Origin of the sequence: Mesorhizobium sp. YIM 152430, from assembly GCF_029210365.1 — a bacterium.
Classification (GTDB): Bacteria; Pseudomonadota; Alphaproteobacteria; order Rhizobiales; family Rhizobiaceae; genus Aliihoeflea.
Window position 1 is genome coordinate 62,445 of the sequence record NZ_JARGES010000055.1, and the last position, 25,515, is coordinate 87,959.

At 62.9% G+C, this 25,515-nt stretch carries 22 protein-coding genes and 1 tRNA gene; 1 reads left to right on the top strand and 22 read right to left on the bottom strand.

Features of this window, described 5'->3' with window-relative positions; all coding sequences use genetic code 11:
• Positions 1–3: 3 nt before the first annotated feature.
• From PZ895_RS16870 to rpsL, 8 genes are all read right to left on the bottom strand, one after another.
• Entirely contained in the window at positions 4–297 is a 294-nt protein-coding gene (locus PZ895_RS16870) for a 50S ribosomal protein L23 (protein WP_024585425.1), read from the bottom strand.
• Positions 294–914 carry a 50S ribosomal protein L4 gene (rplD, locus tag PZ895_RS16875; protein ID WP_275840282.1) on the bottom strand — a complete coding sequence of 207 codons (621 nt, stop codon included), beginning with the start codon at positions 912–914 and terminating at the stop codon, positions 294–296. The genes PZ895_RS16870 and rplD overlap by 4 nt, the downstream gene beginning before the upstream one ends.
• Positions 914–1,636 (bottom strand): 50S ribosomal protein L3, encoded by a 723-nt coding sequence (rplC, locus tag PZ895_RS16880; RefSeq protein WP_275840159.1) that lies wholly within the window; start codon positions 1,634–1,636, stop codon positions 914–916. Before rplC ends, rplD begins: the two co-directional genes overlap by 1 nt.
• A 63-nt stretch (positions 1,637–1,699) precedes the next feature.
• Complete coding sequence (gene rpsJ, locus PZ895_RS16885) at positions 1,700–2,008, bottom strand: 30S ribosomal protein S10 (protein ID WP_007066362.1); 309 nt, start codon at positions 2,006–2,008, stop codon at positions 1,700–1,702.
• A 67-nt stretch (positions 2,009–2,075) separates the two neighbouring features.
• Positions 2,076–3,251: an elongation factor Tu gene (tuf, locus tag PZ895_RS16890; protein ID WP_275840160.1), complete on the bottom strand. Its 1,176-nt coding sequence runs from the start codon at positions 3,249–3,251 to the stop codon at positions 2,076–2,078.
• A 65-nt stretch (positions 3,252–3,316) separates the two neighbouring features.
• Positions 3,317–5,407 carry an elongation factor G gene (fusA, locus tag PZ895_RS16895; protein WP_275840161.1) on the bottom strand — a complete coding sequence of 697 codons (2,091 nt, stop codon included), beginning with the start codon at positions 5,405–5,407 and terminating at the stop codon, positions 3,317–3,319.
• A 27-nt stretch (positions 5,408–5,434) separates the two neighbouring features.
• The gene (gene rpsG / locus PZ895_RS16900; protein WP_275840162.1) at positions 5,435–5,905 is read right to left on the bottom strand and encodes a 30S ribosomal protein S7; all 471 of its coding nucleotides are present in this window, start codon (positions 5,903–5,905) and stop codon (positions 5,435–5,437) included.
• 55 nt (positions 5,906–5,960) lie between these two features.
• Positions 5,961–6,332, bottom strand: coding sequence for a 30S ribosomal protein S12 (gene rpsL, locus PZ895_RS16905; protein ID WP_024585419.1), 372 nt, complete (start codon positions 6,330–6,332; stop codon positions 5,961–5,963).
• A 443-nt stretch (positions 6,333–6,775) separates the two neighbouring features.
• Between rpsL and PZ895_RS16910 the strand changes: the two genes are divergently transcribed.
• On the top strand, positions 6,776–7,048 hold the full coding sequence (locus PZ895_RS16910) for a transcriptional regulator (protein ID WP_275840163.1): 273 nt from the start codon (positions 6,776–6,778) through the stop codon (positions 7,046–7,048).
• Positions 7,049–7,050: 2 nt separating this feature from the next.
• Here PZ895_RS16910 and PZ895_RS16915 read toward each other — a convergent pair whose 3' ends face one another.
• The 14 genes from PZ895_RS16915 to PZ895_RS16980 form a co-directional block, all read right to left on the bottom strand.
• Positions 7,051–7,665 (bottom strand): LysE family translocator, encoded by a 615-nt coding sequence (locus tag PZ895_RS16915; protein ID WP_275840164.1) that lies wholly within the window; start codon positions 7,663–7,665, stop codon positions 7,051–7,053.
• Between the two features lie 116 nt (positions 7,666–7,781).
• Positions 7,782–11,981: a DNA-directed RNA polymerase subunit beta' gene (gene rpoC, locus PZ895_RS16920; RefSeq protein WP_275840165.1), complete on the bottom strand. Its 4,200-nt coding sequence runs from the start codon at positions 11,979–11,981 to the stop codon at positions 7,782–7,784.
• A 150-nt stretch (positions 11,982–12,131) separates the two neighbouring features.
• Positions 12,132–16,268, bottom strand: a complete 4,137-nt coding sequence (gene rpoB, locus PZ895_RS16925; RefSeq protein WP_275840166.1) for a DNA-directed RNA polymerase subunit beta — start codon at positions 16,266–16,268, stop codon at positions 12,132–12,134.
• Positions 16,269–16,467: 199 nt separating this feature from the next.
• Positions 16,468–16,848 carry a 50S ribosomal protein L7/L12 gene (gene rplL / locus PZ895_RS16930; protein WP_275840167.1) on the bottom strand — a complete coding sequence of 127 codons (381 nt, stop codon included), beginning with the start codon at positions 16,846–16,848 and terminating at the stop codon, positions 16,468–16,470.
• Positions 16,849–16,908: 60 nt separating this feature from the next.
• Positions 16,909–17,427: a 50S ribosomal protein L10 gene (rplJ, locus tag PZ895_RS16935; RefSeq protein ID WP_275840168.1), complete on the bottom strand. Its 519-nt coding sequence runs from the start codon at positions 17,425–17,427 to the stop codon at positions 16,909–16,911.
• A 341-nt stretch (positions 17,428–17,768) separates the two neighbouring features.
• Positions 17,769–18,476, bottom strand: a complete 708-nt coding sequence (gene rplA, locus PZ895_RS16940; protein ID WP_275840169.1) for a 50S ribosomal protein L1 — start codon at positions 18,474–18,476, stop codon at positions 17,769–17,771.
• Between the two features lie 2 nt (positions 18,477–18,478).
• Positions 18,479–18,907, bottom strand: coding sequence for a 50S ribosomal protein L11 (gene rplK / locus PZ895_RS16945; RefSeq protein WP_252924275.1), 429 nt, complete (start codon positions 18,905–18,907; stop codon positions 18,479–18,481).
• A gap of 153 nt (positions 18,908–19,060) precedes the next feature.
• Positions 19,061–19,600, bottom strand: a complete 540-nt coding sequence (gene nusG / locus PZ895_RS16950; protein ID WP_024585410.1) for a transcription termination/antitermination protein NusG — start codon at positions 19,598–19,600, stop codon at positions 19,061–19,063.
• Between the two features lie 27 nt (positions 19,601–19,627).
• The gene (gene secE, locus PZ895_RS16955; RefSeq protein WP_024585409.1) at positions 19,628–19,831 is read right to left on the bottom strand and encodes a preprotein translocase subunit SecE; all 204 of its coding nucleotides are present in this window, start codon (positions 19,829–19,831) and stop codon (positions 19,628–19,630) included.
• Positions 19,832–20,089: 258 nt separating this feature from the next.
• Positions 20,090–20,165: transfer RNA gene (locus tag PZ895_RS16960), tRNA-Trp, on the bottom strand.
• A gap of 267 nt (positions 20,166–20,432) precedes the next feature.
• On the bottom strand, positions 20,433–21,608 hold the full coding sequence (tuf, locus tag PZ895_RS16965) for an elongation factor Tu (protein ID WP_275840160.1): 1,176 nt from the start codon (positions 21,606–21,608) through the stop codon (positions 20,433–20,435).
• A gap of 150 nt (positions 21,609–21,758) precedes the next feature.
• On the bottom strand, positions 21,759–22,571 hold the full coding sequence (locus PZ895_RS16970; RefSeq protein ID WP_275840170.1) for a tetratricopeptide repeat protein: 813 nt from the start codon (positions 22,569–22,571) through the stop codon (positions 21,759–21,761).
• Entirely contained in the window at positions 22,558–24,282 is a 1,725-nt protein-coding gene (gene ilvD, locus PZ895_RS16975) for a dihydroxy-acid dehydratase (RefSeq protein WP_275840171.1), read from the bottom strand. The genes PZ895_RS16970 and ilvD overlap by 14 nt, the downstream gene beginning before the upstream one ends.
• Before the next feature lie 225 nt (positions 24,283–24,507).
• A complete protein-coding gene (locus tag PZ895_RS16980) occupies positions 24,508–25,476 on the bottom strand; it encodes a TerC family protein (RefSeq protein ID WP_275840172.1) in 969 nt (322 codons plus the stop codon).
• Between the last annotated feature and the right edge of the window lie 39 nt (positions 25,477–25,515).

Genomic DNA, 25,515 nt, shown 5'->3' on the forward strand with positions numbered 1-25,515 from the left:
CGCTCAGAGGCCGGTCGAGACGTCGATCGACTGTCCGTCGGCCAGCGTCACGATCGCCTTCTTCACGTCACTGGTGCGCCCGACGGTGCCGCGGAAACGCTTCACCTTGCCCTTGCGCACGAGCGTGTTGACGCCGGTGACCTTCACGCCGAACAGAGCCTCGATGGCGGCCTTGATCTCGGTCTTCGTCGCCTTGCGGGCAACGTTGAAAACCACCTGGTTGTATTCCGAAGCCATGGTCGACTTCTCGGTGATCGACGGCGAGACGATCACGTCGTAGTGGCGAAGATCCGTCATTTGAACCGCTCCTCGAGAGCTTCGATCGCGGCCTTGGAGAGCACGAGCTTTCCGCGGCGCAGGATGTCGTAAACGTTGATGCCCTGAACCGGCAGCACGTCGATGTTCGCGATGTTCGACGCAGCGCGCTTGAAGTTCTGGTCGATCTCGGCACCGCCGATCATCAGCGCATTCGTCAAGCCGAGCTTGGCGAAATTGGTGACGAGCAGCTTCGTCTTTGCCTCGCCCACCGCCAGATCATCGACGATGATCAGGTCGGACGACTTGGCCTTGGCCGAAAGCGCGTGACGCAGGCCGAGCGCGCGGACCTTCTTGGGAAGGTCGTGCTCGTGGCTGCGGACGACCGGGCCGTGAGCCTTGCCGCCGCCGCGGAACTGCGGAGCGCGCGCCGAGGAGTGACGGGCGCGGCCCGTACCCTTCTGCTTGTACATCTTGGCGCCGGTCCGCGAAATTTCCGCGCGGCCCTTGGTCTTGTGCGTGCCCTGCTGCTTCTTGGCAAGCTGCCAGCGCACGACGCGCTGCAGGATGTCTTCGCGGGGCTCGAGGCCGAAAATCTCTTCCGAGAGCTTCAGCTTGCCGGCATCGTCGCCGGAGAGCGTGGTGACCTTGAGATCCATCATTCGGCTCCTTCAGCAGCCGGCGCTTCAGAAGCCTGGCTCTTGTTTGCAGCGCGGATCGCGGCCGGCTTCGGCGCGTTGTCCGGCATGGCCGACTTCACCGCGTCGCGGACGACGATCCAGGCACCCTTGGAGCCGGGAACGGCGCCGCGGATCAGGATCAGGCCGCGATCGACGTCGGTCGACACGATCTCGAGATTCTGGGTCGTCACGCGGGTCGCGCCCATGTGCCCGGCCATCTTCTTGCCCTTGAACACCTTGCCCGGATCCTGGCGCTGGCCGGTCGAACCGTGCGAGCGGTGCGAGACCGAGTTACCATGGGTCGCACGGCCACCACCGAAATTGTGACGCTTCATGACACCCTGGAAGCCCTTGCCGACAGACGTGCCCGTCACGTCGACCTTCTGGCCGGCGACGAAGTGCTCCGCCGTGATCTCGGCGCCGATATCGAGCATGTTGTCTTCCGACACGCGGAACTCCGCGAGTTGCGACTTCGGCTCGACGCTTGCAGCGGCGAAGTGGCCGCGCATGGCCTTCGACGTGTTCTTGACCTTGGCAAGGCCAACGCCAAGCTGAACGGCCGTGTAACCATTCTTCTCATGGGTGCGCTGAGCGACGACCTGGCAGTTCTCCATACGGAGAACGGTGACCGGCACATGCTCGCCTGCGTCGTTGTAGACGCGCGTCATCCCGACTTTCTGTGCAATTACACCTGAACGCATTGTCTCGTTCTTTCTTCAGAGGAACCTTGGGGCTCATCACCCGGCCGGTTCGTGTCTTGCTCGTTAGAGCTTGATCTCGACGTCCACGCCGGCGGCCAGATCGAGCTTCATCAGCGCGTCGACGGTCTGCGGGGTCGGATCAACGATATCGAGAAGGCGCTTGTGGGTGCGCATCTCGAACTGCTCGCGGCTCTTCTTGTCGATGTGCGGCGAGCGGTTGACGGTGAACTTCTCGATACGGGTCGGAAGCGGAATGGGCCCACGGACGTTGGCGCCGGTGCGTTTGGCCGTCGACACGATTTCACGCGTCGAGGCATCCAGCACGCGGTGGTCAAACGCCTTGAGGCGGATGCGGATGTTCTGTCCGTTCATGCGTTTCTTCCTTCAAGTCTTTCGCGGCGCGGGAGCGATCCCGCGCCCGCGACAGACTGCTTTCCAGTTATTCCGTGATCGAGGCGACGATGCCGGCGCCGACGGTGCGGCCGCCTTCGCGGATGGCGAAGCGCAGCTTCTCTTCCATCGCGATCGGCACGATCAGTTCGACGTCGACCGTCACATTGTCGCCCGGCATCACCATCTCCGTGCCTTCCGGCAGCGTCACGATGCCCGTCACGTCCGTCGTGCGGAAATAGAACTGCGGACGGTAGTTGGTGAAGAACGGCGTGTGGCGGCCACCCTCTTCCTTGGTCAGGATGTAGGCTTCCGCCTTGAACTTCTTGTGCGGCTTCACCGAGCCCGGCTTGCACAGAACCTGGCCGCGCTCGACGCCTTCACGGTCGACGCCGCGGATCAGCGCGCCGATATTGTCGCCCGCCTGGCCCTGGTCGAGCAGCTTGCGGAACATCTCGACGCCCGTCACCGTCGTCTTCTTGGTGTCGCGGATGCCGACGATCTCGACTTCCTCGCCCACCTTGACGATGCCGCGCTCGACGCGGCCGGTCACCACCGTGCCGCGGCCCGAGATCGAGAACACGTCCTCGATCGGCATCAGGAACGGCTGGTCGATCGGACGCTCCGGCGTCGGAATGTAGGCGTCGACTTCGGCCATCAGCTTGCGGATCGCGTCCTCGCCGATCTCCTTGTTGGAGTCTTCGAGCGCGGCCAGCGCCGAGCCCTTGACGATCGGAATGTCGTCGCCGGGGAAGTCGTAGGACGACAGCAGCTCGCGAACTTCCAGCTCGACCAGTTCCAGCAGCTCGGCATCGTCGACCTGGTCGACCTTGTTCAGGAACACCACAACCGCCGGCACGCCGACCTGGCGGGCAAGCAGGATGTGCTCGCGCGTCTGCGGCATCGGGCCGTCGGCGGCCGAGCACACCAGGATCGCGCCGTCCATCTGCGCCGCGCCCGTGATCATGTTCTTCACATAGTCGGCGTGGCCGGGACAGTCGACATGGGCGTAGTGGCGGTTCTCGGTCTCGTATTCGACATGCGCCGTCGAGATCGTGATGCCGCGCGCCTTCTCCTCGGGAGCGGCGTCGATCTGGTCATACGCCTTGAACTCGCCGAAGAACTTCGTGATCGCAGCCGTCAGCGACGTCTTGCCGTGATCGACGTGGCCGATCGTGCCAATGTTCACATGCGGCTTGTTACGCTCGAATTTACCCTTGGCCATGTGAATTCTCCATTCCTAGTTCGCCTGAACAGGCTTGATGTCGTTTATGCGCAGCCGTCAGGCACTTACGCGTATTTCTTCTGAATTTCCTGAGCGACGGCCTGCGGGACCGGCTCGTAGTGGTCGAACAGCATCGTGTACTGGGCGCGGCCCTGAGACATCGAACGCAGATTGTCCACGTATTTGAACATGTTCGCGAGCGGGACCATGGCGTTCACCACGACGGCCACGCCGCGCGTTTCCTGCCCCTGGATCTGGCCACGACGGCCGTTCAGGTCGCCGATGACGTTGCCGACGTAATCTTCCGGCGTGACGACCTCGACCTTCATGATCGGCTCGAGAAGCTGGGCGCCGGCCTTCTGCGCACCTTCACGGAAGGCGGCGCGGGAGGCGATCTCGAACGCCAGGACCGAGGAGTCGACGTCGTGGAAGGCGCCGTCGATCAGCGTCGCCTTGACGCCGAGCATCGGGAAGCCCGCCAGCGGACCGGAGGACAGAACGCTCTGGATGCCCTTCTGGACGCCCGGAATGTATTCCTTCGGAACCGCACCGCCGACGATCTTCGATTCGAAGACGAACTCTTCGCTCTCGGGGTTCGGCTCGAACACCAGCTTGACGCGGGCGAACTGGCCCGTACCGCCGGTCTGCTTCTTGTGGGTGTAGTCCACTTCGGCCGTGCGCGTGATCGTCTCGCGATAAGCAACCTGCGGCGCGCCGACATTCGCCTCGACCTTGAATTCGCGCTTCATGCGGTCGACGATGATGTCGAGGTGAAGCTCTCCCATGCCGGCAATGATGGTCTGGCCGGACTCTTCGTCGGTCTTGACGCGGAAGGACGGGTCCTCGGCGGCCAGGCGGTTGAGCGCGAGGCCCATCTTTTCCTGGTCGCCCTTGGTCTTCGGCTCGATCGCGATCTGGATGACCGGATCGGGGAATTCCATGCGCTCGAGAATGACCGGCTTCAGCGGATCGCAAAGCGTGTCGCCCGTGGTGGTCTCTTTCAGGCCGGCCAGTGCGACGATATCGCCGGCGAACGCCTCATCGATGTCCGAACGGGAGTTCGAGTGCATCTGAAGCATCCGGCCGATGCGCTCCTTCTTGTCCTTCACGGTGTTCTCGAGCGAAACGCCCTTCTTGAGAACGCCCGAATAGATGCGGCAGAAGGTGAGCGAGCCGACGAACGGGTCGTTCATGATCTTGAACGCAAGCATCGAAAGCGGCTCTTCGTCCGACGACTTGCGCGCGATCTCGGCTTCGGTCTTCGGGTCGATGCCCTTGATGGCCGGAACTTCGATCGGCGACGGCAGGAAGTCGACGACGCCGTGCAGCAGGGGCTGGACGCCCTTGTTCTTGAAGGCCGAGCCGCAGAACATCGGGAAGAACTTGACCGCGATCGTGCCCTTGCGAATCAACGCGCGCAGTTCGTCGTTCGACGGCATCTCGCCTTCGAGGTAACGCTCGAGCGCGCCTTCGTCCATTTCGACGGCGGTCTCGATCATCTGCTCGCGGAACTGCTCGGCGCGCTCCTGGAGATCGGCCGGAATTTCGACGACATCCCATTCGGCGCCGAGGTTCTCGGACTTCCAGACCAGCGCCTTCATCTCGATCAGATCGACCACGCCGGCGAATTCGTTCTCGGCACCGATCGGAAGCTGGACTACGACAGGCGTCGCGCCGAGGCGGCTCTTGACCATCTCGACCGAGCGGTAGAAGTCGGCGCCGATCTTGTCCATCTTGTTGCAGAAGATCATGCGCGGGACATGATACTTGTCGGCCTGGCGCCAGACGGTCTCGGTCTGCGGCTCGACGCCGGCATTGGCGTCCAGGAGCGCGATCGCACCGTCGAGAACGCGCAAGGAACGCTCGACTTCGATGGTGAAGTCGACGTGGCCGGGCGTATCGATGATGTTGAAGCGGCGCTTCTTGCCATCGCGACCTTCCCAGAAGGTGGTCGTCGCGGCGGACGTGATCGTGATGCCGCGCTCCTGCTCCTGCTCCATCCAGTCCATCGTCGCGGCGCCGTCATGCACTTCGCCGATCTTGTGCGACTTTCCGGTGTAATACAGGATGCGCTCGGTCGTCGTGGTTTTGCCGGCGTCGATATGCGCCATGATACCGAAATTGCGGTAGTCTTCGATCTTGTATTCGCGGGCCATGATTGTGCCTTTCCCTTATCGCCGGCTTTACCAGCGGTAGTGCGCGAAGGCGCGGTTGGCTTCGGCCATCTTGTGCGTGTCTTCACGCTTCTTGACTGCCGTGCCGCGATTGTTCGAGGCGTCCATGAGTTCGCCGGACAGGCGATCGATCATGGTGGTCTCGTTGCGGTTGCGAGCAGCGGTGATCAGCCAGCGGATGGCCAGAGCCTGACGGCGCTCCGGACGGACGTCGACCGGAACCTGGTACGTCGCACCACCGACGCGGCGCGAGCGCACCTCCACATGCGGCGCGACATTGTCGAGCGCGGCATGGAACAGGGCGACCGGCTCGGCCTTGGCGCGGCTCTCAAGCTGCTCCAGCGCGCCATAGACAATGCGCTCGGCAGCCGACTTCTTGCCGTCGAACATGACGGCGTTCATGAACTTGGTGATCACCAGATCGCCGAACTTCGGATCCGGGTTGATCTCACGCTTTTCTGCACGGTGGCGTCGGGACATGTCTCTCGTCTCTCACGATCGCGGCCGGCGGTCGAACCGCCCCAGCCGGAAAACCTTACTTCGGACGCTTGGCGCCGTACTTCGAACGACGCTGCTTGCGGTTCTTGACGCCCTGGGTGTCGAGAACGCCGCGGATGATGTGGTAGCGCACACCGGGAAGATCCTTCACGCGGCCGCCGCGGATCATCACCACGGAGTGCTCCTGAAGGTTGTGGCCTTCGCCGGGAATGTAGCCGATCACTTCGAAGCCGTTGACGAGGCGGATCTTCGCAACCTTACGCAGAGCGGAGTTCGGCTTCTTCGGCGTCGTCGTGTAGACGCGCGTGCAAACGCCGCGCTTCTGCGGGTTGGCCTGCATGGCCGGGACCTTGTTGCGCTTCACCGGCGCAATGCGCGGCTTGCGGATCAACTGGTTGACGGTAGGCATTAAACCTTCCTCTTTCTTTCAATCTCGTGTCTCAAGCCCGTCAGGGCGGCCAGCGGCAGCAATTCCATGCACGAATTCGGGCAAAACACCGCAACTGCGGTTTCGCCCAACAAACGCAGAGGAAGCGTCGCCGCTTCTTGCAAGCCGGAAATGTGTCGTCGCTCGTAATAACGAACCCTGTTTGAGACAAACTCCAAAGCGCGGCGCTTCGGAAAGGAGAGTCTCACATCGGCTCAGACGAGGCGGCTTCTAACCCTAAGCCACCGGATCGTCAACCCCATTCGGCTTTCAGCGGCGAGATAGCTCGGCCGTTCGGCGCGCGCGAAAGAAAATATCGCAAACAAGCCGAAAACGGAGCGAAAACGCCGCCCGACAGAAGGAGGTTGTCCCGTCCAGCGCCATATGGAATGACCGGGCATGGGAATCAAGACCGGAAGAGCGTCATGAACGACAATGAAGAGCCGCGGATCACCATCATCGTCGGCCGCGTTTGGCGCAGCGATTCCGCGCCGGCCGAACGGATCAATGTTCTCCTGCGTGCGCCCGACGACGACAGCGCCGTGCGCATGACGCTCGAGGCGCTTGCGGGTGAAGGATATGCCCGCGCCGAACTCGACCAGATCGGCGAACTGGAGGGAATGCCGGACGAAGAGCCGCACATGTCGGCGTGGCAGGGCGCGATCGAGGGCGAAATCGCGATCGTCCAGGTCGGCTGACGCTACTTTGACGTCGCCATGGCCGCGGCCGCGGCGGCCATCACGGTGGCCCCTGCCCGGTTGGTCAGCCGCACCGCACGGGGCGAGCGGATGAACCGCCGGGCGCGCGAGGCCAGCAGCACCCAGGCAAGGTCGACGGCGACCAGAACGCCCAGCATCGTAACGGTCAGTTCCGCCCATGCCAGCAGCGTCACCTGCGACAGGTCGATGATGACCGGCAAAAGCGCGACGTAGAAGACCATGATCTTCGGATTGCCGATGGTGACGGCGAAGCCGGCGAGAAACATGCGCAGCGGCGATGTTCGCGGAGCGATCTCGTGTTCCTCGATCGTCGACGGGGCGGTCCACATCTTCCAGGCGAGATAGAGAAGATAGGCGATGCCGGCATATTTGATCACCGCGAAGAGGCCCTGGAAGGTTTGCGCGATCGCCACGAGGCCGAACACCGCGCAGGCAAGCCAGATCGCCTCCCCCAGCCACATGGCGAACAGGAACGGCATGACATCCGAATAGCCGCGCGTCAGGACGCGCGCGACCAGCGCCGCGATGCTCGGGCCGGGCGAGCCGGCCGAAATTGCCAGCGCGCCTGCGAAGATGGCGAGATGCGTGAGATCCATCGATTGCTGACCTGTTGATGTCGAACCGTGCCACCGGCCTTGCCATCTTGCAAGCTGCATGAAAAAGGCCGCCGGATCGCTCCGGCGGCCATGTCCGTTCGCTGGCGGCGCCCGCCTTACTCGGCAGGCGTCTCCGACATGTCGGCCAGCATCGGGTTGGCCAGTTCCGCGCCCGAGGACTTGCGGCGCTCATCGAGGATCAGATCGTCGCGCGAGGAAGCGATGCGACGAATCTGGCTCATCTGGCCGCCGGTTCCGGCGGGGATCAGACGGCCGACGATGACGTTCTCCTTCAGGCCCTGCAACGTGTCCATCTTGCCGGCGACGGCCGCCTCGGTGAGGACGCGGGTCGTTTCCTGGAAGGATGCCGCCGAGATGAAGGACGGCGTCTGCAGCGACGCCTTGGTGATGCCGAGCAGCACCGGCTCGCCGGCCGCAGGCTTCTTCTTCTCCTCGATCAGGCGCTCATTGACCTCGTCGAGCTCGATGGAGTCGACGTGGTCGCCCGGAATGTACTGCGAGTCGCCCTGCTCCGTGATCTCGACCTTCTGCAGCATCTGGCGAACGATCACCTCGATATGCTTGTCGTTGATCACGACGCCCTGCAAGCGGTAGACTTCCTGGATCTCGTTGACGAGATAGGAAGCCAGAGCTTCCACGCCCTTGATCGCCAGAATGTCGTGCGGGGCCGGGTTGCCGTCGAGGATGTAGTCGCCCTTCTCGATGGAGTCGCCTTCCTGGAGATGGAACGGCTTGCCCTTCGGGATCAGGTATTCGACCGCCTCGACTTCCGAGTCATGCGGCTCGATGACGATGCGACGCTTGTTCTTGTAATCCCGGCCGAAGCGAACCGTACCGTCGATCTCGGCGATGACGGCGTGATCCTTCGGACGACGCGCTTCGAAGAGTTCCGCGACACGCGGCAGACCGCCGGTAATGTCCTTCGTCTTCGCGCTCTCCATCGGAACACGGGCAATCACGTCGCCCGGCTGGACCGTCGCGCCCGGCTCGACCGAGAGAATGGCCTCGACCGAGAGCAGGAAGCGCGCGTCGCCGCCCTTCGACAGCTTGGCGACCTTGCCCTTCTCGTCCGAAACCGTGATCGCCGGCTTCAGATCCGCGCCGCGCGGCGTCGAGCGCCAGTCGATGACCTCGCGCTTGGTGATGCCGGTCGACTCGTCGGCCGTTTCCTGCACCGAGATGCCATCCACCAGATCCTCGAACTCGACCCGGCCGCCGACTTCCGTCAGCACCGGACGAGTATACGGATCCCACTCGGCGATGCGCTGGCCGCGCTTCACCTTGTCGCCCTCGTCGACGAAGATGCGCGAACCATAGGTGACGCGGTGAACCGCGCGTTCCTTGCCCGCCTCGTCGACGATGACCACAGCCATATTGCGGCCCATGACGACCAGATGGCCGTCCGAATTGCGCACCACGTTGCGGTTGCGGACCTTGACCGTGCCTTCATAGGACGCTTCGAGGAAGGACGAGTCCACCACCTGCGCCGTACCGCCCATGTGGAAGGTACGCATGGTGAGCTGCGTGCCCGGCTCGCCGATCGACTGCGCCGCGATGACGCCGACCGCCTCGCCCTGGTTGACGGGCGTGCCGCGCGCAAGGTCGCGGCCATAGCAGACAGCGCAGACGCCGGTGCGCACTTCGCAGGTGAGTGCCGAACGGATGCGAACGGCCTGGATGCCCGCCTTCTCGATGGCGTCGACGTCGCGCTCGTCGATGAGAGTGCCGCCCTTGACGATCACGTCGCCCGAGACCGGATGAACGATGTCCTCCAGAGCCGTGCGCCCGAGAACGCGCTGGCCGAGCGAGGCGACCACCTGACCGGCATCGACGATCGGCTGCATGGTGAGGCCGTTTTCCGTGCCGCAATCGACCGCATTGACGATGCAGTCCTGCGCCACGTCGACCAGACGTCGGGTCAGGTAGCCCGAATTCGCCGTCTTCAAGGCGGTGTCGGCCAGGCCCTTGCGGGCGCCGTGGGTGGAGTTGAAATACTCCAGAACGGTCAGACCTTCCTTGAAGTTCGAGATGATCGGCGTCTCGATGATCTCGCCCGACGGCTTGGCCATGAGGCCGCGCATACCGGCGAGCTGGCGCATCTGCGTGGGCGAGCCACGCGCACCGGAATGCGACATCATGTAGATCGAGTTCATCGGCTTTTGCCGCTTGTTGTCGTCGAACTCGACCGCCTTGATGCGGCCCATCATCTCGTCGGCGACCTTCTCCGAGCACTTGGCCCAGGCGTCGACGACCTTGTTGTACTTCTCGCCCTGGGTGATCAGGCCGTCATTGTACTGCTGCTCGTATTCCTTCGCGAGCGCTTCCGTCTCGGCAACCAGCCCGGCCTTGGTGTCCGGGATGACCATGTCGTCCTTGCCGAAGGAAATGCCGGCCATGCACGCGCGGCTGAAGCCGAGCGCCATGATGCGATCGCAGAAGATGACCGTCTCTTTCTGACCGCAGTGGCGGTAGACGGTGTCGATCATCTTGGAGATGTTCTTCTTGGTCATCTCCTGGTTGCAGATGTCGAACGGCACATTGACGTTCTTCGGCAGCAATTCGCCGATCAGCATCCGGCCGGGCGTCGTGTCGAAGATCTTCGAAACGACCTTGCCCTCGGCGTCGACCGAGCGGAAACGGCCCTTGATCTTGGCGTGAAGCGTCACGGCCTTGGTCTCGAGCGCGTGCTGCAACTCGCCCATATCGGCGAAGATCATGCCTTCGCCAGGCTCGTTGTCGTTGACGATCGACAGGTAGTAGAGACCGAGAACCATGTCCTGCGACGGCACGATGATCGGTGCGCCCGAGGCCGGGTGCAGGATGTTGTTGGTCGACATCATGAGCACGCGCGCCTCGAGCTGGGCTTCCAGCGAAAGCGGAACGTGAACGGCCATCTGGTCGCCGTCGAAGTCGGCGTTGAAAGCCGTGCAGACCAGCGGGTGAAGCTGGATCGCCTTGCCTTCGATCAGGATCGGCTCGAAGGCCTGGATGCCCAGACGGTGCAGCGTCGGCGCGCGGTTCAGAAGAACCGGGTGCTCGCGGATGACCTCGTCGAGGATGTCCCAGACTTCCGGACGTTCCTTCTCGACCAGCTTCTTCGCCTGCTTGACGGTCGAGGAATAACCCTTGGCGTCGAGGCGGGCATAGATGAAGGGCTTGAACAGTTCGAGCGCCATCTTCTTCGGCAGGCCGCACTGGTGCAGCTTGAGCTCGGGACCGGTCACGATGACCGAACGGCCCGAATAGTCGACGCGCTTGCCGAGCAGGTTCTGGCGGAACCGGCCCTGCTTGCCCTTAAGCATGTCCGACAGCGACTTCAGCGGGCGCTTGTTGGCACCGGTGATGACGCGGCCGCGGCGGCCATTGTCGAACAGCGCGTCGACGGCCTCCTGCAACATGCGCTTCTCGTTGCGGATGATGATGCCCGGCGCGCGAAGCTCGATCAGGCGCTTCAGGCGATTGTTGCGGTTGATGACGCGGCGGTAGAGATCGTTCAGATCCGACGTCGCGAAGCGGCCGCCGTCGAGCGGCACCAGCGGGCGCAGGTCCGGCGGGATGACCGGAACGATCTTCATGATCATCCACTCGGGACGGTTGCCCGATTCCATGAAGTTCTCGACGACCTTGAGCCGCTTCAAAAGCTTCTTCTGCTTCAGGTCCGACGTCGTGGTCGCGAGTTCCGAACGCAGGTCGCCCGCGATCTTCTCGAGGTCCATGGACGCGAGAAGGTCGTGGATCGCCTCGGCGCCGATCATGGCGGTGAACGAGTCCTCGCCATATTCGTCGACGGCCATCATGTAGTCTTCCTCGCTGAGGAGCTGATGCTCCTTCAGCGCGGTCAGGCCCGGCTCGGTGACGATGTAGTTCTCGAAATAGAGAACGCGCTCGATATCCTTCAGCGTCATGTCGAGCAGCGTGCCGATACGGCTCGGCAGCGACTTCAGGAACCAGATATGCGCGACGGGCGCGGCGAGCTCGATGTGGCCCATCCGCTCGCGGCGCACGCGCGACAGCGTGACCTCGACGCCGCACTTCTCGCAGATGACGCCCTTGTACTTCATGCGCTTGTACTTGCCGCACAGGCACTCGTAGTCCTTGATCGGGCCGAAGATGCGCGCGCAGAACAGGCCGTCGCGTTCGGGCTTGAACGTACGGTAGTTGATGGTTTCCGGCTTCTTGATCTCGCCGTAGGACCAGGAGAGAATCTTGTCCGGGCTGGCCAGCGAAATCCGGATGGAATCGAAGGTCTGGGCCGGCGCCTGAGGATTGAAAAGATTCATGACCTCTTGGTTCATGCCGTTCTCCTTATCGGGGCAAAGCGCCCCTTACCTGGAAAAACGATGAGGCGCGACACGCCCTGATCGTTTGAATATCTCGATGTCTGGACACCGGCCCCACCGGACCGGCGAGAGGACGGGCGCCGCGTGTTCGCAGCGCCCTCATCCTTATTCGGCAGCGTCGGGCAATTGTTGTTGCTCCAGATCGGCCTGGGTGTTCTCCAGTTCGACATTGAGCCCCAGCGAGCGCATTTCCTTGACGAGAACGTTGAAGCTCTCGGGAATGCCTGCCTCGAACGTATCGTCGCCGCGCACGATGGCCTCGTAGACCTTGGTGCGGCCGGCTACATCGTCCGACTTCACAGTCAGCATTTCCTGCAACGTGTAGGCGGCGCCATAGGCTTCAAGCGCCCAGACCTCCATCTCACCGAAGCGCTGTCCGCCGAACTGCGCCTTGCCGCCCAGCGGCTGCTGGGTGACGAGCGAGTAGGGACCGATCGAACGGGCGTGGATCTTGTCGTCGACCAGGTGGTGAAGCTTGAGCATGTAGATGTAGCCCATCGTAACCTTGCGGTCGAACGCCTCGCCCGTACGCCCGTCATAGACGGTCGACTGGCCGCTCGTATGGAGACCCGCCTGCGTCAAGAGCTCGTTGATGTCGGCCTCGTTGGCGCCGTCGAAGACCGGCGTCGCGATTGTGACGCCCTTCTTCATCTGGTCCGCCAGACGCAGGATCGACTCGTCGTCGTAATCGCGCACCGGCTCGTTGCGATCGTTGGACGGGATGATGTCCTCGATCGTGGCGCGCAGATGCTTGATCTCGCCATTCTCGTTATAGGCTTCGATCAGTTCCCCGATCTTGCGTCCCATGCCGGCACAGGCCCAGCCGAGATGCGTTTCCAGAATCTGGCCGACATTCATGCGCGACGGCACGCCCAAAGGATTAAGCACGATGTCGGCATGGGTGCCGTCCTCGAGGAACGGCATGTCCTCGACCGGAACGATCTTGGACACGACGCCCTTGTTGCCGTGACGACCGGCCATCTTGTCGCCGGGCTGCATCTTGCGCTTCACCGCGACAAAGACCTTGACCATCTTCATGACGCCGGGCGGCATCTCGTCGCCGCGCTGCACTTTCTCGACCTTGTCCATGAAGCGCTGCTCGAGCGCCTTCTTGGACTCGTCATACTGGCCGCGCAGGGCTTCGAGTTCACTCTGGAGCTTCTCGTCGCCGACGGCGAACTGCCACCATTGCGAACGCGGGTAGTCGGTCAGCGTCTCACGGGTGAGCGCTGCGCCCTTCTTGTAGCCCTTCGGTCCGGCAATGACGTCCTGACCCGACAGCATGTCGGCCAGTCGGCTGTACACGTTTCGGTCGAGGATCGCCTGCTCGTCGTCGCGGTCCTTGGCGAGCGCCTCGATCTCCTCGCGCTCGATCGCCATCGCGCGCTCGTCCTTCTCCACGCCGTGGCGGTTGAAGACGCGCACTTCGACGACCGTGCCGAAAGCTCCGGGCGGCATCCGCATGGAGGTGTCGCGAACGTCCGAGGCCTTTTCGCCGAAGATGGCGCGCAGGAGCTTTTCTTCGGGCGTCATCGGGCTTTCGCCCTTCGGCGTGATCTTGCCGACCAGAATGTCGCCCGGCTGAACCTCGGCGCCGATATAGGTAATGCCGGCTTCGTCGAGGTTCTTCAGCGCCTCTTCCGAAACGTTCGGAATGTCGCGCGTGATCTCTTCCGGCCCGAGCTTGGTGTCACGCGCCATGACCTCGAATTCCTCGATATGAATCGAGGTGAACACGTCATCGGCCACGATGCGCTCGGAAAGCAGGATCGAGTCCTCGTAGTTGTAGCCGTTCCACGGCATGAACGCGACGAGCACGTTGCGGCCGAGCGCCAGGTCGCCGAGGTCGGTCGACGGACCGTCCGCCAGGATGTCGCCTTTGTTGACCTTGTCGCCCACCTTCACCAGCGGGCGCTGGTTGATGCAGGTCGACTGGTTCGAACGCTGGAACTTCATCAGGCGGTAGATGTCGACGCCGGACTTGCCCGGATCGAGATCTTCCGTCGCGCGGATGACGATACGCGTCGCGTCGACCTGGTCGACCACGCCGCCACGGCGGGCTCCGATGGCAGCGCCCGAGTCACGGGCGACGATCGGCTCCATGCCGGTGCCAACGAACGGAGCCTCGGCGCGCACCAGCGGCACGGCCTGACGCTGCATGTTCGAGCCCATCAGCGCGCGGTTGGCGTCATCGTTCTCGAGGAACGGGATCAGCGCTGCGGCGACCGAAACGAGCTGCTTCGGCGACACGTCCATCAGGTCGACGTTCTCGCGCGGCGCCATCATCACTTCGCCCGCATGGCGGCAGATGACGAACTCGTCCGTGAACTGGCCGTGTTCGTCGAGCTCGGCATTCGCCTGCGCGACGTAGTGCTTGGCCTCTTCCATCGCCGACAGATAAACGACGTCGAGCGTGACCTTGCCGTTCTTGATTTTGCGATACGGGCTTTCGATGAAGCCGTACTTGTTGACGCGGGCAAAGGTCGCGAGCGAGTTGATCAGACCGATATTCGGGCCTTCCGGCGTCTCGATCGGGCAGATGCGGCCGTAATGCGTCGGATGCACGTCGCGCACTTCGAAGCCGGCGCGCTCGCGGGTCAGACCGCCGGGCCCGAGCGCCGACAGACGGCGCTTGTGCGTGATCTCCGACAGCGGGTTGGTCTGGTCCATGAACTGCGAGAGCTGCGAGGAACCGAAGAACTCGCGCACGGCGGCCGCCGCCGGCTTGGCGTTGATCAGATCCTGCGGCATGACGGTGTCGATCTCGATCGACGACATGCGCTCCTTGATCGCGCGCTCCATGCGCAGAAGGCCGACGCGATACTGGTTCTCCATGAGCTCGCCGACCGAACGCACGCGGCGGTTGCCGAGATTGTCGATGTCGTCGATCTCGCCCTTGCCGTCGCGAAGCTCGACCAGCGTCTTGACGACCGCCAGGATGTCTTCCTTGCGCAGGACCCGCACGGTGTCTGCGGCGTCGAGTTCGAGGCGCATGTTCATCTTGACGCGGCCGACGGCTGAAAGGTCGTAGCGTTCTGCATCGAAGAACAACGAGTTGAACATTGCCTCGGCGGTTTCGAGGGTCGGCGGCTCACCTGGACGCATGACGCGATAAATGTCGAAAAGCGCGTCCTGGCGGCTCTCGTTCTTGTCGACTGCAAGCGTGTTGCGGATATAGGCGCCGACATTGACGTGGTCGATGTCGAGAACGCTGATCTCCTCGTGACCGGCCTCGATCAGGACCTTGAGCGTCTTCTCGTCGATCTCGTCGCCGGCCTCGAGATAGATCTCGCCGGTTTCGAAATTGACGATGTCCTCGGCCAGATACGAGCCGAACAGGTCGTCCTCGGTCGCCTTGATCGCCTTGAGGCCCTTTTCGGCAAGCTGCTTGGCCTGGCGGGCCGTGATCTTCTTGCCGGCCTCGACGACGATTTCGCCGGTGTCGGCATCGACCAGATCGGTCACGGCCTTCATGCCGCGGAAACGCTCGGCCGAGAACGGAATGCGCCAATGGTCGCCGGCGCGCTCGAAGGTCAGCTTGTTGTAGAAGGTCGAGAGGATTTCCTCGCCGTCCATGCCGAGCGCCATCAGAAGCGACGTCGCCGGAATCTTCCGACGGCGATCGATGCGCGCATGAACCACGTCCTTGGAATCGAACTCGATGTCGAGCCAGGACCCGCGATAGGGAATGACGCGCGCGGCGAACAGAAGCTTGCCGGACGAGTGCGACTTGCCCTTGTCATGATCGAAGAACACGCCCGGCGACCGGTGCATCTGGCTGACGATCACGCGCTCGGTGCCGTTGACGATGAAGGTCCCGTTGGACGTCATGAGCGGCATGTCGCCCATATAGACGTCCTGCTCCTTGATGTCCTTGATCGACTTCGAGCCCGTATCCTCGTCGATATCGAAAACGATCAGGCGCAACGTCACTTTCAGCGGCGCAGCGAAGGTCAGGTCGCGCTGCCGGCATTCATCGACGTCGAACTTGGGCGCCTCGAACTCATACTTGACGAATTCCAGCATCGCGGTTCCGGCGAAGTCCTGTATCGGAAACACCGACTTGAAAACCGCCTGGAGTCCCTCGTCGGAACGGCCGCCCTTGGGCTCCGTCACCATGAGGAACTGATCATAGGATGCTTTCTGAACCTCGATGAGGTTCGGCATCTCCGCAACTTCCGGAATCTTTCCGAAGAACTTGCGTACGCGCCTGCGACCGTTGAACGTCTGGGTCTGGGCCATCGTCGCTCCTTGCTGCCTCTTGGCAATTTGCCAACCACGCACCGCCGGAAGAATGTCGGCGGGTATCCATCAAAAACGGGCAAAAACCCGTTTCCTGAAAGCCGTTTCCGGCCCACAGGAAAGAGGTTTTCAAGTTCCACTTTTCCCGGTGGGACCGGTGGGCGGCTGATGCCGCCCACCGACAGAACCCACTGGGGTCTTACTTCAGGTCGACCTTGGCGCCGGCGCCTTCGAGCTGAGCCTTGATCTTGGCAGCTTCGTCCTTAGAGACGGCTTCCTTGACGGGCTTCGGCGCGCCTTCGACGAGGTCCTTGGCTTCCTTGAGGCCAAGACCCGTGATCGCACGGACTTCCTTGATGACGTTGATCTTCTGGGCGCCGGCATCCGTCAGGATGACGTCGAACTCGGTCTTCTCTTCTTCGGCGGCAGCGGCACCACCGGCAGCGCCGCCAGCGGCGGCAACGGCGACCGGAGCTGCGGCGGAGACGCCCCACTTCTCTTCGAGCATCTTCGACAGCTCAGCCGCCTCGAGGACGGTCAGGCTCGACAGGTCTTCAACGATCTTTGCAAGATCAGCCATTTTCTCAGTTCCTTGATTAAGTTCGAATGTGTGTTGGATTTTTGACAGCGAAGAACAGCCTTAAGCGTTCTCGTCCTTCCGGGCGTAGGCGCCGAACACCCGTGCGAGCTGACCCGCCGGTGCGTTGACGACCTGTGCGATCCGGGTTGCCGGGGTCTGAACCATGCCGACAATCTTGGCCCGAAGCTCGTCGAGCGACGGGAGCGAGGCGAGAGCCTTCACTCTGTCGGCGTCGAGCGCGGTCTCGCCCATGGCTCCGCCGATGATGACAAGCTTGTCATTCGTCTTGGCGAAGTCGGACGCGACCTTGGGGGCCACAACCGGATCGTCCGAATAAGCGATCAGGGTCTGTCCCTTGAACAGAACCTGGATCTTTTCGGACTGCGTACCCTGAAGAGCGATCTTGGCAAGACGGTTCTTCGCGACCTTTACCGTGCCACCGGCTTCACGCATCCTGGAACGAAGATCGTTCATCTGCGCAACGGTGAGCCCGGCATAGTGGGCCACGACGACTGAACCCGTGTTCGAGAACACGTCATTCAGGCCCGTGACGAATTCGCGCTTTTCCGCTCTTTCCACTGCCTATCTCCATTAGGCAACCGCCGAAGCGATTGCCGGGTTGCCTTTGCCGATCGGGCCTTCCTCGAAAGGATCGCCCGAACGACGTTCGAGGATCCTGCCCCCTTTTCTCCAGACCGGCAGACGCCGGCTTGTCAGACAAAAGGCACACACGGTTCGAACCTTTTCCATGGGCTTGCACCCGCAAAAAAGCCTCTCACCCGTCTCATGCAGACCCTTGCGAATTAAGGCTTCTCTTTCGAAAAACCGTCTGCAATCTCGGACAGGATTTCCGGGACTTGCGATCCCGGAGATCCGGGCCCCGTGAGGCCCGGAATTTCTTGGACTGGCGAGCCAGCCGATTACGCCGACGGCGCGGTCACGCTCGACGGGTCGAGCTTGAGGCCCGGCCCCATGGTCGAGGACAGGGCGACCTTCTTGACGTAGTTGCCCTTTGCGCCGGCCGGCTTGGCCTTGATCACCGCATCGGCGAAGGCGCGAACGTTCTCTTCGAGCGCCTTGGCATCGAAGGAAGCCTTGCCGACGCCGGCATGAACGATGCCCGCCTTCTCGACGCGGAACTCGACGGCACCGCCTTTGGACGCCTTTACGGCGGCCGCGACGTCCGGCGTCACCGTGCCGACCTTGGGGTTCGGCATCATGCCGCGCGGGCCGAGAACCTTGCCGAGACGGCCGACGAGCGGCATCATGTCCGGGGTCGCGATGCAGCGGTCGAAATTGATCTCGCCCTTCTGCACGATCTCGACTAGATCTTCCGCCCCGACGACATCGGCGCCGGCAGCCGTGGCTTCCTCGGCCTTCTCGCCGCGTGCGAACACGGCCACGCGAACCGTACGGCCCGTGCCGTTCGGCAGATTGACGACGCCGCGGACCATCTGGTCGGCGTGACGCGGATCGACGCCGAGATTCATCGCGACTTCGATCGTCTCGTCGAACTTGGCGGTCGCGCGGTCCTTCAGAAGGTTGATGGCTTCCGAAAGGCCGTACTGCTTGTCGGCATCGATGCCTTCACGCGCCTTGGTGATGCGCTTTCCTGCTTTCGTCGCCATGATCAGCCCACCACTTCCAGGCCCATGGAGCGGGCGGAGCCCTCGACCATGCGCATTGCAGCCTCAACGTCGTTGGCGTTGAGATCCTTCATCTTGGCTTCGGCGATCTCGCGGACCTTGTCGCGCGAAATCTTGCCGGCCACCGACTTGCCCGGCTCCTTGGAGCCCGACTTCAGGTTCACGGCCTTCTTCAGGAAGTACGACACCGGCGGCGTCTTCATCGCGAAGGTGAAGGACTTGTCCTGGTAATAGGTGATCACGACGGGGATGGGCGAACCCTTCTCCATCTCCTGGCTCTGCGCGTTGAACGCCTTGCAGAACTCCATGATGTTGATGCCGCGCTGACCAAGCGCAGGACCGATCGGGGGCGACGGCGTCGCGGACCCGGCGGGGACCTGAAGCTTGAGCTGGCCTGCAATCTTCTTAGCCATATCTCATCTGCCTTTTGTCGTTGTGCCGGCAAGCCGGCGGTTTTGCAGTTCGGTGGTGCGGATATGAACGGCCGGCCAGACCGCCTCACCTTCCACCCGATGACCGGCGCTCGCGCCCGCCACCGTCTCGGACCGGGACCGGTCCGCTTCCGGTCAGACTTTTTCGACCTGACCGAATTCCAGATCGACGGGCACGGCGCGCCCGAAGATCGAAACTTCCACCTTGAGGCGCGAACGCTCCTCCTCGACTTCCTGCACCGTTCCATTGAACGACGCGAACGGGCCATCCGAAACGCGAACGGCTTCGCCGATCTCGAAGGTGACCGACGGCTTCGGGCGCTCCACGCCTTCCTGCACCTGATGCAGGATGCGGTTCGCCTCGGCTTCGGAAATCGGAACCGGCTTGGCCGTCGTGCGGTCTTCGCCGAGGAAACCGGTCACGCGCGGCGTGTTCTTGACGAGGCTGATCACCGCGTCGGTGAGTTGTGCCTTCATCAGCACGTAGCCGGGGAAGAACTTGCGCTCGGCATCGACCTTCTTGCCGCGGCGGATTTCGACGACCTTTTCGGTCGGAACGACGATCTGCTCGATCTTGTCCGACAGGCCCTTCTGCTTGGCCTTGTGCTCGATATCCTCGGCGACCTTCTTCTCGAAATTCGAGTAAGCGTGGACGATGTACCACCGCGCAGTCATTCTGAATGGCTCTCCGTATTGCGGGTCTTAGCGAGCGATCCCGAGGATCAGTTCGATGCCCCAAGCCATCACCTGGTCGGCGACGAAAAAGAAGATCGATGCAATGAGGGCGAAGACCAGGACCATGATCGTCGAGATCAGGGTCTCGCGCCGCGAGGGCCACGTCACCTTGGACGTTTCCGTCCGCACCTGCTGGAGAAAGGTGAATGGATTGGTGGTCTTGGACGCCATCTGCCGCTCATTTTCTTGTCAGGTCCGGTGCGCAGCCAAGCCGCTCCCTTTCCATTTATCTCGAACAGTCCTGCCGGCGCATTTGCGCGCGCAGCCAGATCTGGGAACCTCGCAACGAATCAAAGAAAATGCTTTGTCCATGCAATTCGGGCGCGTAAAGCCGCTCTCCGGCTCCACGCACCGCGTGTTCGTGAAGCTGTAAATAGATTCGATTCCGCACCGATGCAAGCGCTTTGTTCGAATTGATGCGGGAGAACCTGGCAGGGGCAGCAGGGCTTGAACCCGCGACCTGCGGTTTTGGAGACCGCCGCTCTACCAACTGAGCTATACCCCTTCAGGTCGGTGGCTTCTCCCACAACTGCCCGCGCATTTCAAGCATCGGATGCAGCGCGGCGCTTATTTTATCCCATCCGATTCGAGCAACGCAACGTCAATCCGCGAAACGGAAACGGGCGGCCCCGAAGGACCGCCCGCATCGATTCTCAAAGGCTCGTGCGTCGATTACTCGGTGATCGAGGCGACGATGCCGGCGCCGCGGGCAAAGCGCTTGCGCACTTTGCCCCACTCTAGTGCGTCGGCAGCTTTCGGCCTCGACGCTTGATCACTCCGTGATCGAGGCGACGATGCCGGCGCCGACGGTGCGGCCGCCTTCGCGGATGGCGAAGCGCAGCTTCTCTTCCATCGCGATCGGCACGATCAGTTCGACGTCGACCGTCACATTGTCGCCCGGCATCACCATCTCCGTGCCTTCCGGCAGCGTCACGATGCCCGTCACGTCCGTCGTGCGGAAATAGAACTGCGGACGGTAGTTGGTGAAGAACGGCGTGTGGCGGCCACCCTCTTCCTTGGTCAGGATGTAGGCTTCCGCCTTGAACTTCTTGTGCGGCTTCACCGAGCCCGGCTTGCACAGAACCTGGCCGCGCTCGACGCCTTCACGGTCGACGCCGCGGATCAGCGCGCCGATATTGTCGCCCGCCTGGCCCTGGTCGAGCAGCTTGCGGAACATCTCGACGCCCGTCACCGTCGTCTTCTTGGTGTCGCGGATGCCGACGATCTCGACTTCCTCGCCCACCTTGACGATGCCGCGCTCGACGCGGCCGGTCACCACCGTGCCGCGGCCCGAGATCGAGAACACGTCCTCGATCGGCATCAGGAACGGCTGGTCGATCGGACGCTCCGGCGTCGGAATGTAGGCGTCGACTTCGGCCATCAGCTTGCGGATCGCGTCCTCGCCGATCTCCTTGTTGGAGTCTTCGAGCGCGGCCAGCGCCGAGCCCTTGACGATCGGAATGTCGTCGCCGGGGAAGTCGTAGGACGACAGCAGCTCGCGAACTTCCAGCTCGACCAGTTCCAGCAGCTCGGCATCGTCGACCTGGTCGACCTTGTTCAGGAACACCACAACCGCCGGCACGCCGACCTGGCGGGCAAGCAGGATGTGCTCGCGCGTCTGCGGCATCGGGCCGTCGGCGGCCGAGCACACCAGGATCGCGCCGTCCATCTGCGCCGCGCCCGTGATCATGTTCTTCACATAGTCGGCGTGGCCGGGACAGTCGACATGGGCGTAGTGGCGGTTCTCGGTCTCGTATTCGACATGCGCCGTCGAGATCGTGATGCCGCGCGCCTTCTCCTCGGGAGCGGCGTCGATCTGGTCATACGCCTTGAACTCGCCGAAGAACTTCGTGATCGCAGCCGTCAGCGACGTCTTGCCGTGATCGACGTGGCCGATCGTGCCAATGTTCACATGCGGCTTGTTACGCTCGAATTTACCTTTCGCCATAGTCAGTCTTCCCTTGGGCGCGATGTGTGCGGTTTGGGTTAAAAGGATGCGGGGCGATTAGCGAGTGCCAGACGAAAACACAAGTGCTTTGTTGCCTCGCTGATGGCTGGGTAAGCCATCGCGCGCCGATATCATGCCGGTCAAACGGGATCAGTTGGCGCCTTGCGCCAGTATGTCTTCGGCAAGGGCGATGGCCGTGCGGCGGTCGGCTTCCGGCGCCAGCGCGAACGCCTCTTCCTGCATGTTGCGGATCCAGATCTGGTCCGCCGGCGAAGCGCGATGCAGCGCCGCCGTCATCATCGCGAGCCCGCGTACGACGCGCCCGCTCTGGAAGAGCAGATTGCCGAGCGTGGCCTCGGCGCCGGCATGGCCCTTTTCGGCCGCAAGCTGCAACCAGCGCGCCGCCTGCTGGACGTTAGGCTTGAACCCCTCTCCGCCAAGGAACATGCGGCCGATCTCATATTGTGCGTCCGGGTGCCGGTAGCTCGCGGCCGCGCGCATGTAATATTCCTGGGCCGCGACCGGATTGGCGGCGACCGGCGAGCCGGGAATGCCGCGCTTCAGATAGCCGGCCAGCGCCACGAGCGCGTCTGCGACATACGAATCGTCCGGGCTGCCGGGCTCGACCTCCTGCTGGACGATCTCCTGGTAGAAGCGGAACGCCTCATAATCGTTCTGGGTGACACCGTCGCCCTGCGCATACATGCGCGCCAGTTTCCACTGGGCGCCGAGCTGGCCGTTCTCGGCCGCATAGCGATAGGCCTCGGCCGCCTCGTCCTTGTCGCCGGCCTTGTATGCGGAGAAGCCGAAGCGGAAGACGGCCCAGGGGCTGCGTTTTTCGCCAGCACCCTGCTCGGCCAGAACCTGCTCGTCGAGCGCGAACGCCGTCCCCACGCTGCCGAGAATGCTTCCGGCGAGCGATGCGGCAACGAGCCCGGCCCTGACCAAATCAGATATCAGCATAGCAGTGCGTTTCTCTGGCGCCGCCCGGATGGGTGACGGCGCCCTCGCGCGCCGACCCGACGGTCTGCGCATATTTCCAGATCGCGCCGGACTGATAATCCGTCTGGCGCGATGTCCAGGCTTTGCGGCGATCGGTGAGTTCCTCGTCGCCCAGTGCCACCGACAATTCTCCAGTCGTGGCGTCGATCGTGATCATGTCTCCGTCGCGCAGAAGGCCGATCGGCCCGCCGACGGCAGCCTCGGGGCCGACATGGCCGATGCAAAAGCCGCGCGTCGCGCCCGAAAAGCGGCCATCGGTGATGAGCGCGACCTTGTCGCCCATCCCCTGCCCGTAGAGCGCCGCGGTGGTCGAAAGCATCTCGCGCATACCCGGACCGCCCTTGGGTCCTTCATAGCGGATGACCAGCACCTCGCCTTCGCGATAGGACCGCTCGGTGACGGCCGCAAAACAGTCCTCTTCCGAATCGAAGCAGCGCGCCGGACCCGTGAATTTGAGATTGCTCATGCCGGCCACCTTCACGATCGCGCCGTCAGGAGCCAGATTGCCCTTCAGGCCGACGACGCCTCCGGTCGCGGTGATCGGCCGATTGGCCGGCCGCACCACGTCCTGCGCGTCGTTCCAGCGAACATGCTCCATGTTTTCGGCAACAGTACGGCCAGTGACCGTCAGACAGTCGCCATGGAGGTAGCCATGCTCCAGCATGGTCTTCATCAGGAGCGGAATACCGCCCGCCTCGAACATGTCCTTGGCGACGTAGCGGCCGCCCGGCTTGAGATCGGCGATGTAGGGCGTCTTCTCGAAGATACGGGCGACATCGAAGAGATCGAACGCGATGCCCGCCTCATGCGCGATCGCCGGCAGATGAAGCGCGGCGTTGGTCGAGCCGCCTGTGGCCGACACGACGGCAGCCGCATTTTCCAGCGCCTTCAGCGTGACGATATCGCGCGGCCGGATGTTGCGGGCGATCAGTTCCATGATCTTTTCGCCGGAGGCGTAGTTGAAGCGGTCGCGCATCTCGTAGGGCGCTGGCGCGCCGCACGAATAGGGCAGCGCCAGCCCGATCGCCTCGGCGACGGTCGCCATCGTGTTGGCGGTGAACTGGGCGCCGCAGGCGCCCGCCGACGGACAGGCCGCCTGCTCCACTTCCAGAAGGTCCTCGTCGGAAATCGCGCCGACCGAATGTTGCCCGACCGCTTCGAAAACGTCCTGGATGGTGATCTGGCGCCCGCGCCAGGTGCCGGGTAGAATCGAGCCGCCATAGATGAAGATCGACGGCACGTTGAGGCGCACCATGGCCATCATCATGCCCGGCAGCGACTTGTCGCATCCCGCAAGTCCGACCAGCGCATCATAGGAATGGCCGCGCATGGTGAGTTCGACCGAGTCCGCGATCACGTCGCGCGAGACGAGCGATGCCTTCATGCCCTGATGCCCCATCGCGATGCCGTCGGTGACCGTGATGGTGCAGAACTCGCGCGGCGTGCCGTTGGCGGCCGCGACGCCCTTCTTGACCACCTGCGCCTGGCGCATCAGCGAAATGTTGCAGGGCGCGGCCTCGTTCCAGCATGAGGCGACGCCGACCAGCGGTTGCGCGATTTCATCGGCCGAAAGGCCCATGGCGTAGAGGAACGAGCGGTGCGGCGCGCGCGCTGGACCAACCGTCACATGTCGGCTGGGCAGCTTGGCCTTGGATATTGCCTTGGCGTCCATTTCGCTCCTGCCCGCCCCGGGCGGGCGGCTTCCTCCGGTTGGACGCGCGTGCGTCTTCGGAATACGGCATCTGGCCTGCGCCCGGTTTATGGCGGGAAATGGGCGCTGCCTCCTCGGTCTCCTCTATAGCCTGGAACGGGTTGCCAGAGTGTTGCGCTGAAAGCACAAATCGCGCCTCGAAGGGCGCGATCTGTGTCGATAACGATTCATTAGCGACGTTTGGCGCTATTCGCCGTGCTTGGCCCGGTCGACGGCCGCAAGGTGTTCCGGCGTCTCCTCGGCCTCCCCTTCCTTGATCAGCCAGGAAAGCAGAACCGAACCGAGGATGAGGGCAGCGACGACGCTGAGCGAGATTTCCGACGGCAGCTTGTACCAGTGCTGCACGATCATTTTCGCACCGACGAAGATCAGCACCAGCGACAGGCCGTGCTTCAGGAAGCGGAACTCGCGCATCATGCCCGAAAGCACGAAGAACAGGGCGCGCAGGCCCATGATCGCGAACACGTTCGACGAGAACACGATGAACGGGTCGTTGGAGATCGCAAGCACCGCCGGGATCGAGTCGATGGCGAAGACGAGGTCGGTGACCTCGACCGTGACGAGCACGAGGAAGAGCGGCGTCATGAACAGGACGCCGTTGCGCCGCGTCAGGAATTTCGAGCCTTCATATTCGTCGGTGACGCGTCCTGTGGAGCGCAGCCATTTGACGACGCGGCTGTTGCCCGGATCGGCCATCTCGCCGTCCGAGGTCATCATCTTGTAGCCCGAAACGAGAAGCACGACGCCGAGAAGCGCGCCCACCCACCAGAACTGGTCCACCAGATGGACGCCGGGCACGATGAGCGAGAGCCGCATCACGATCGCGCCGACGATGCCGTAGAACAGGACCCGGTACTGCGCCTCCTGCGGCACCTTGAAATAGGCGAAGATGAGCGCGATGACGAAAATGTTGTCGAGCGACAGCGCCTGCTCGACCAGATAGCCGGTCAGAAACTCGGAGCCGCGCTGGCGGCCCTCGAAATAGAAGATGCTCGCCGCAAAGAGCATCGCCAGCGAAACGTAGCCGGCCACCGTCACCATCGCTTCGCGGGTGGAGATGACGTGGTCCTTGCGGTGCAGGACGAAAAGGTCGAAGAAAAGGATCAAGGCGACGAACGCCAGGAATCCGGGCCAGAGCCACTCGTGGTCAAACATGAGTATGGATTTTCGGATAGCGCTGCGTCGGCGCGGCGT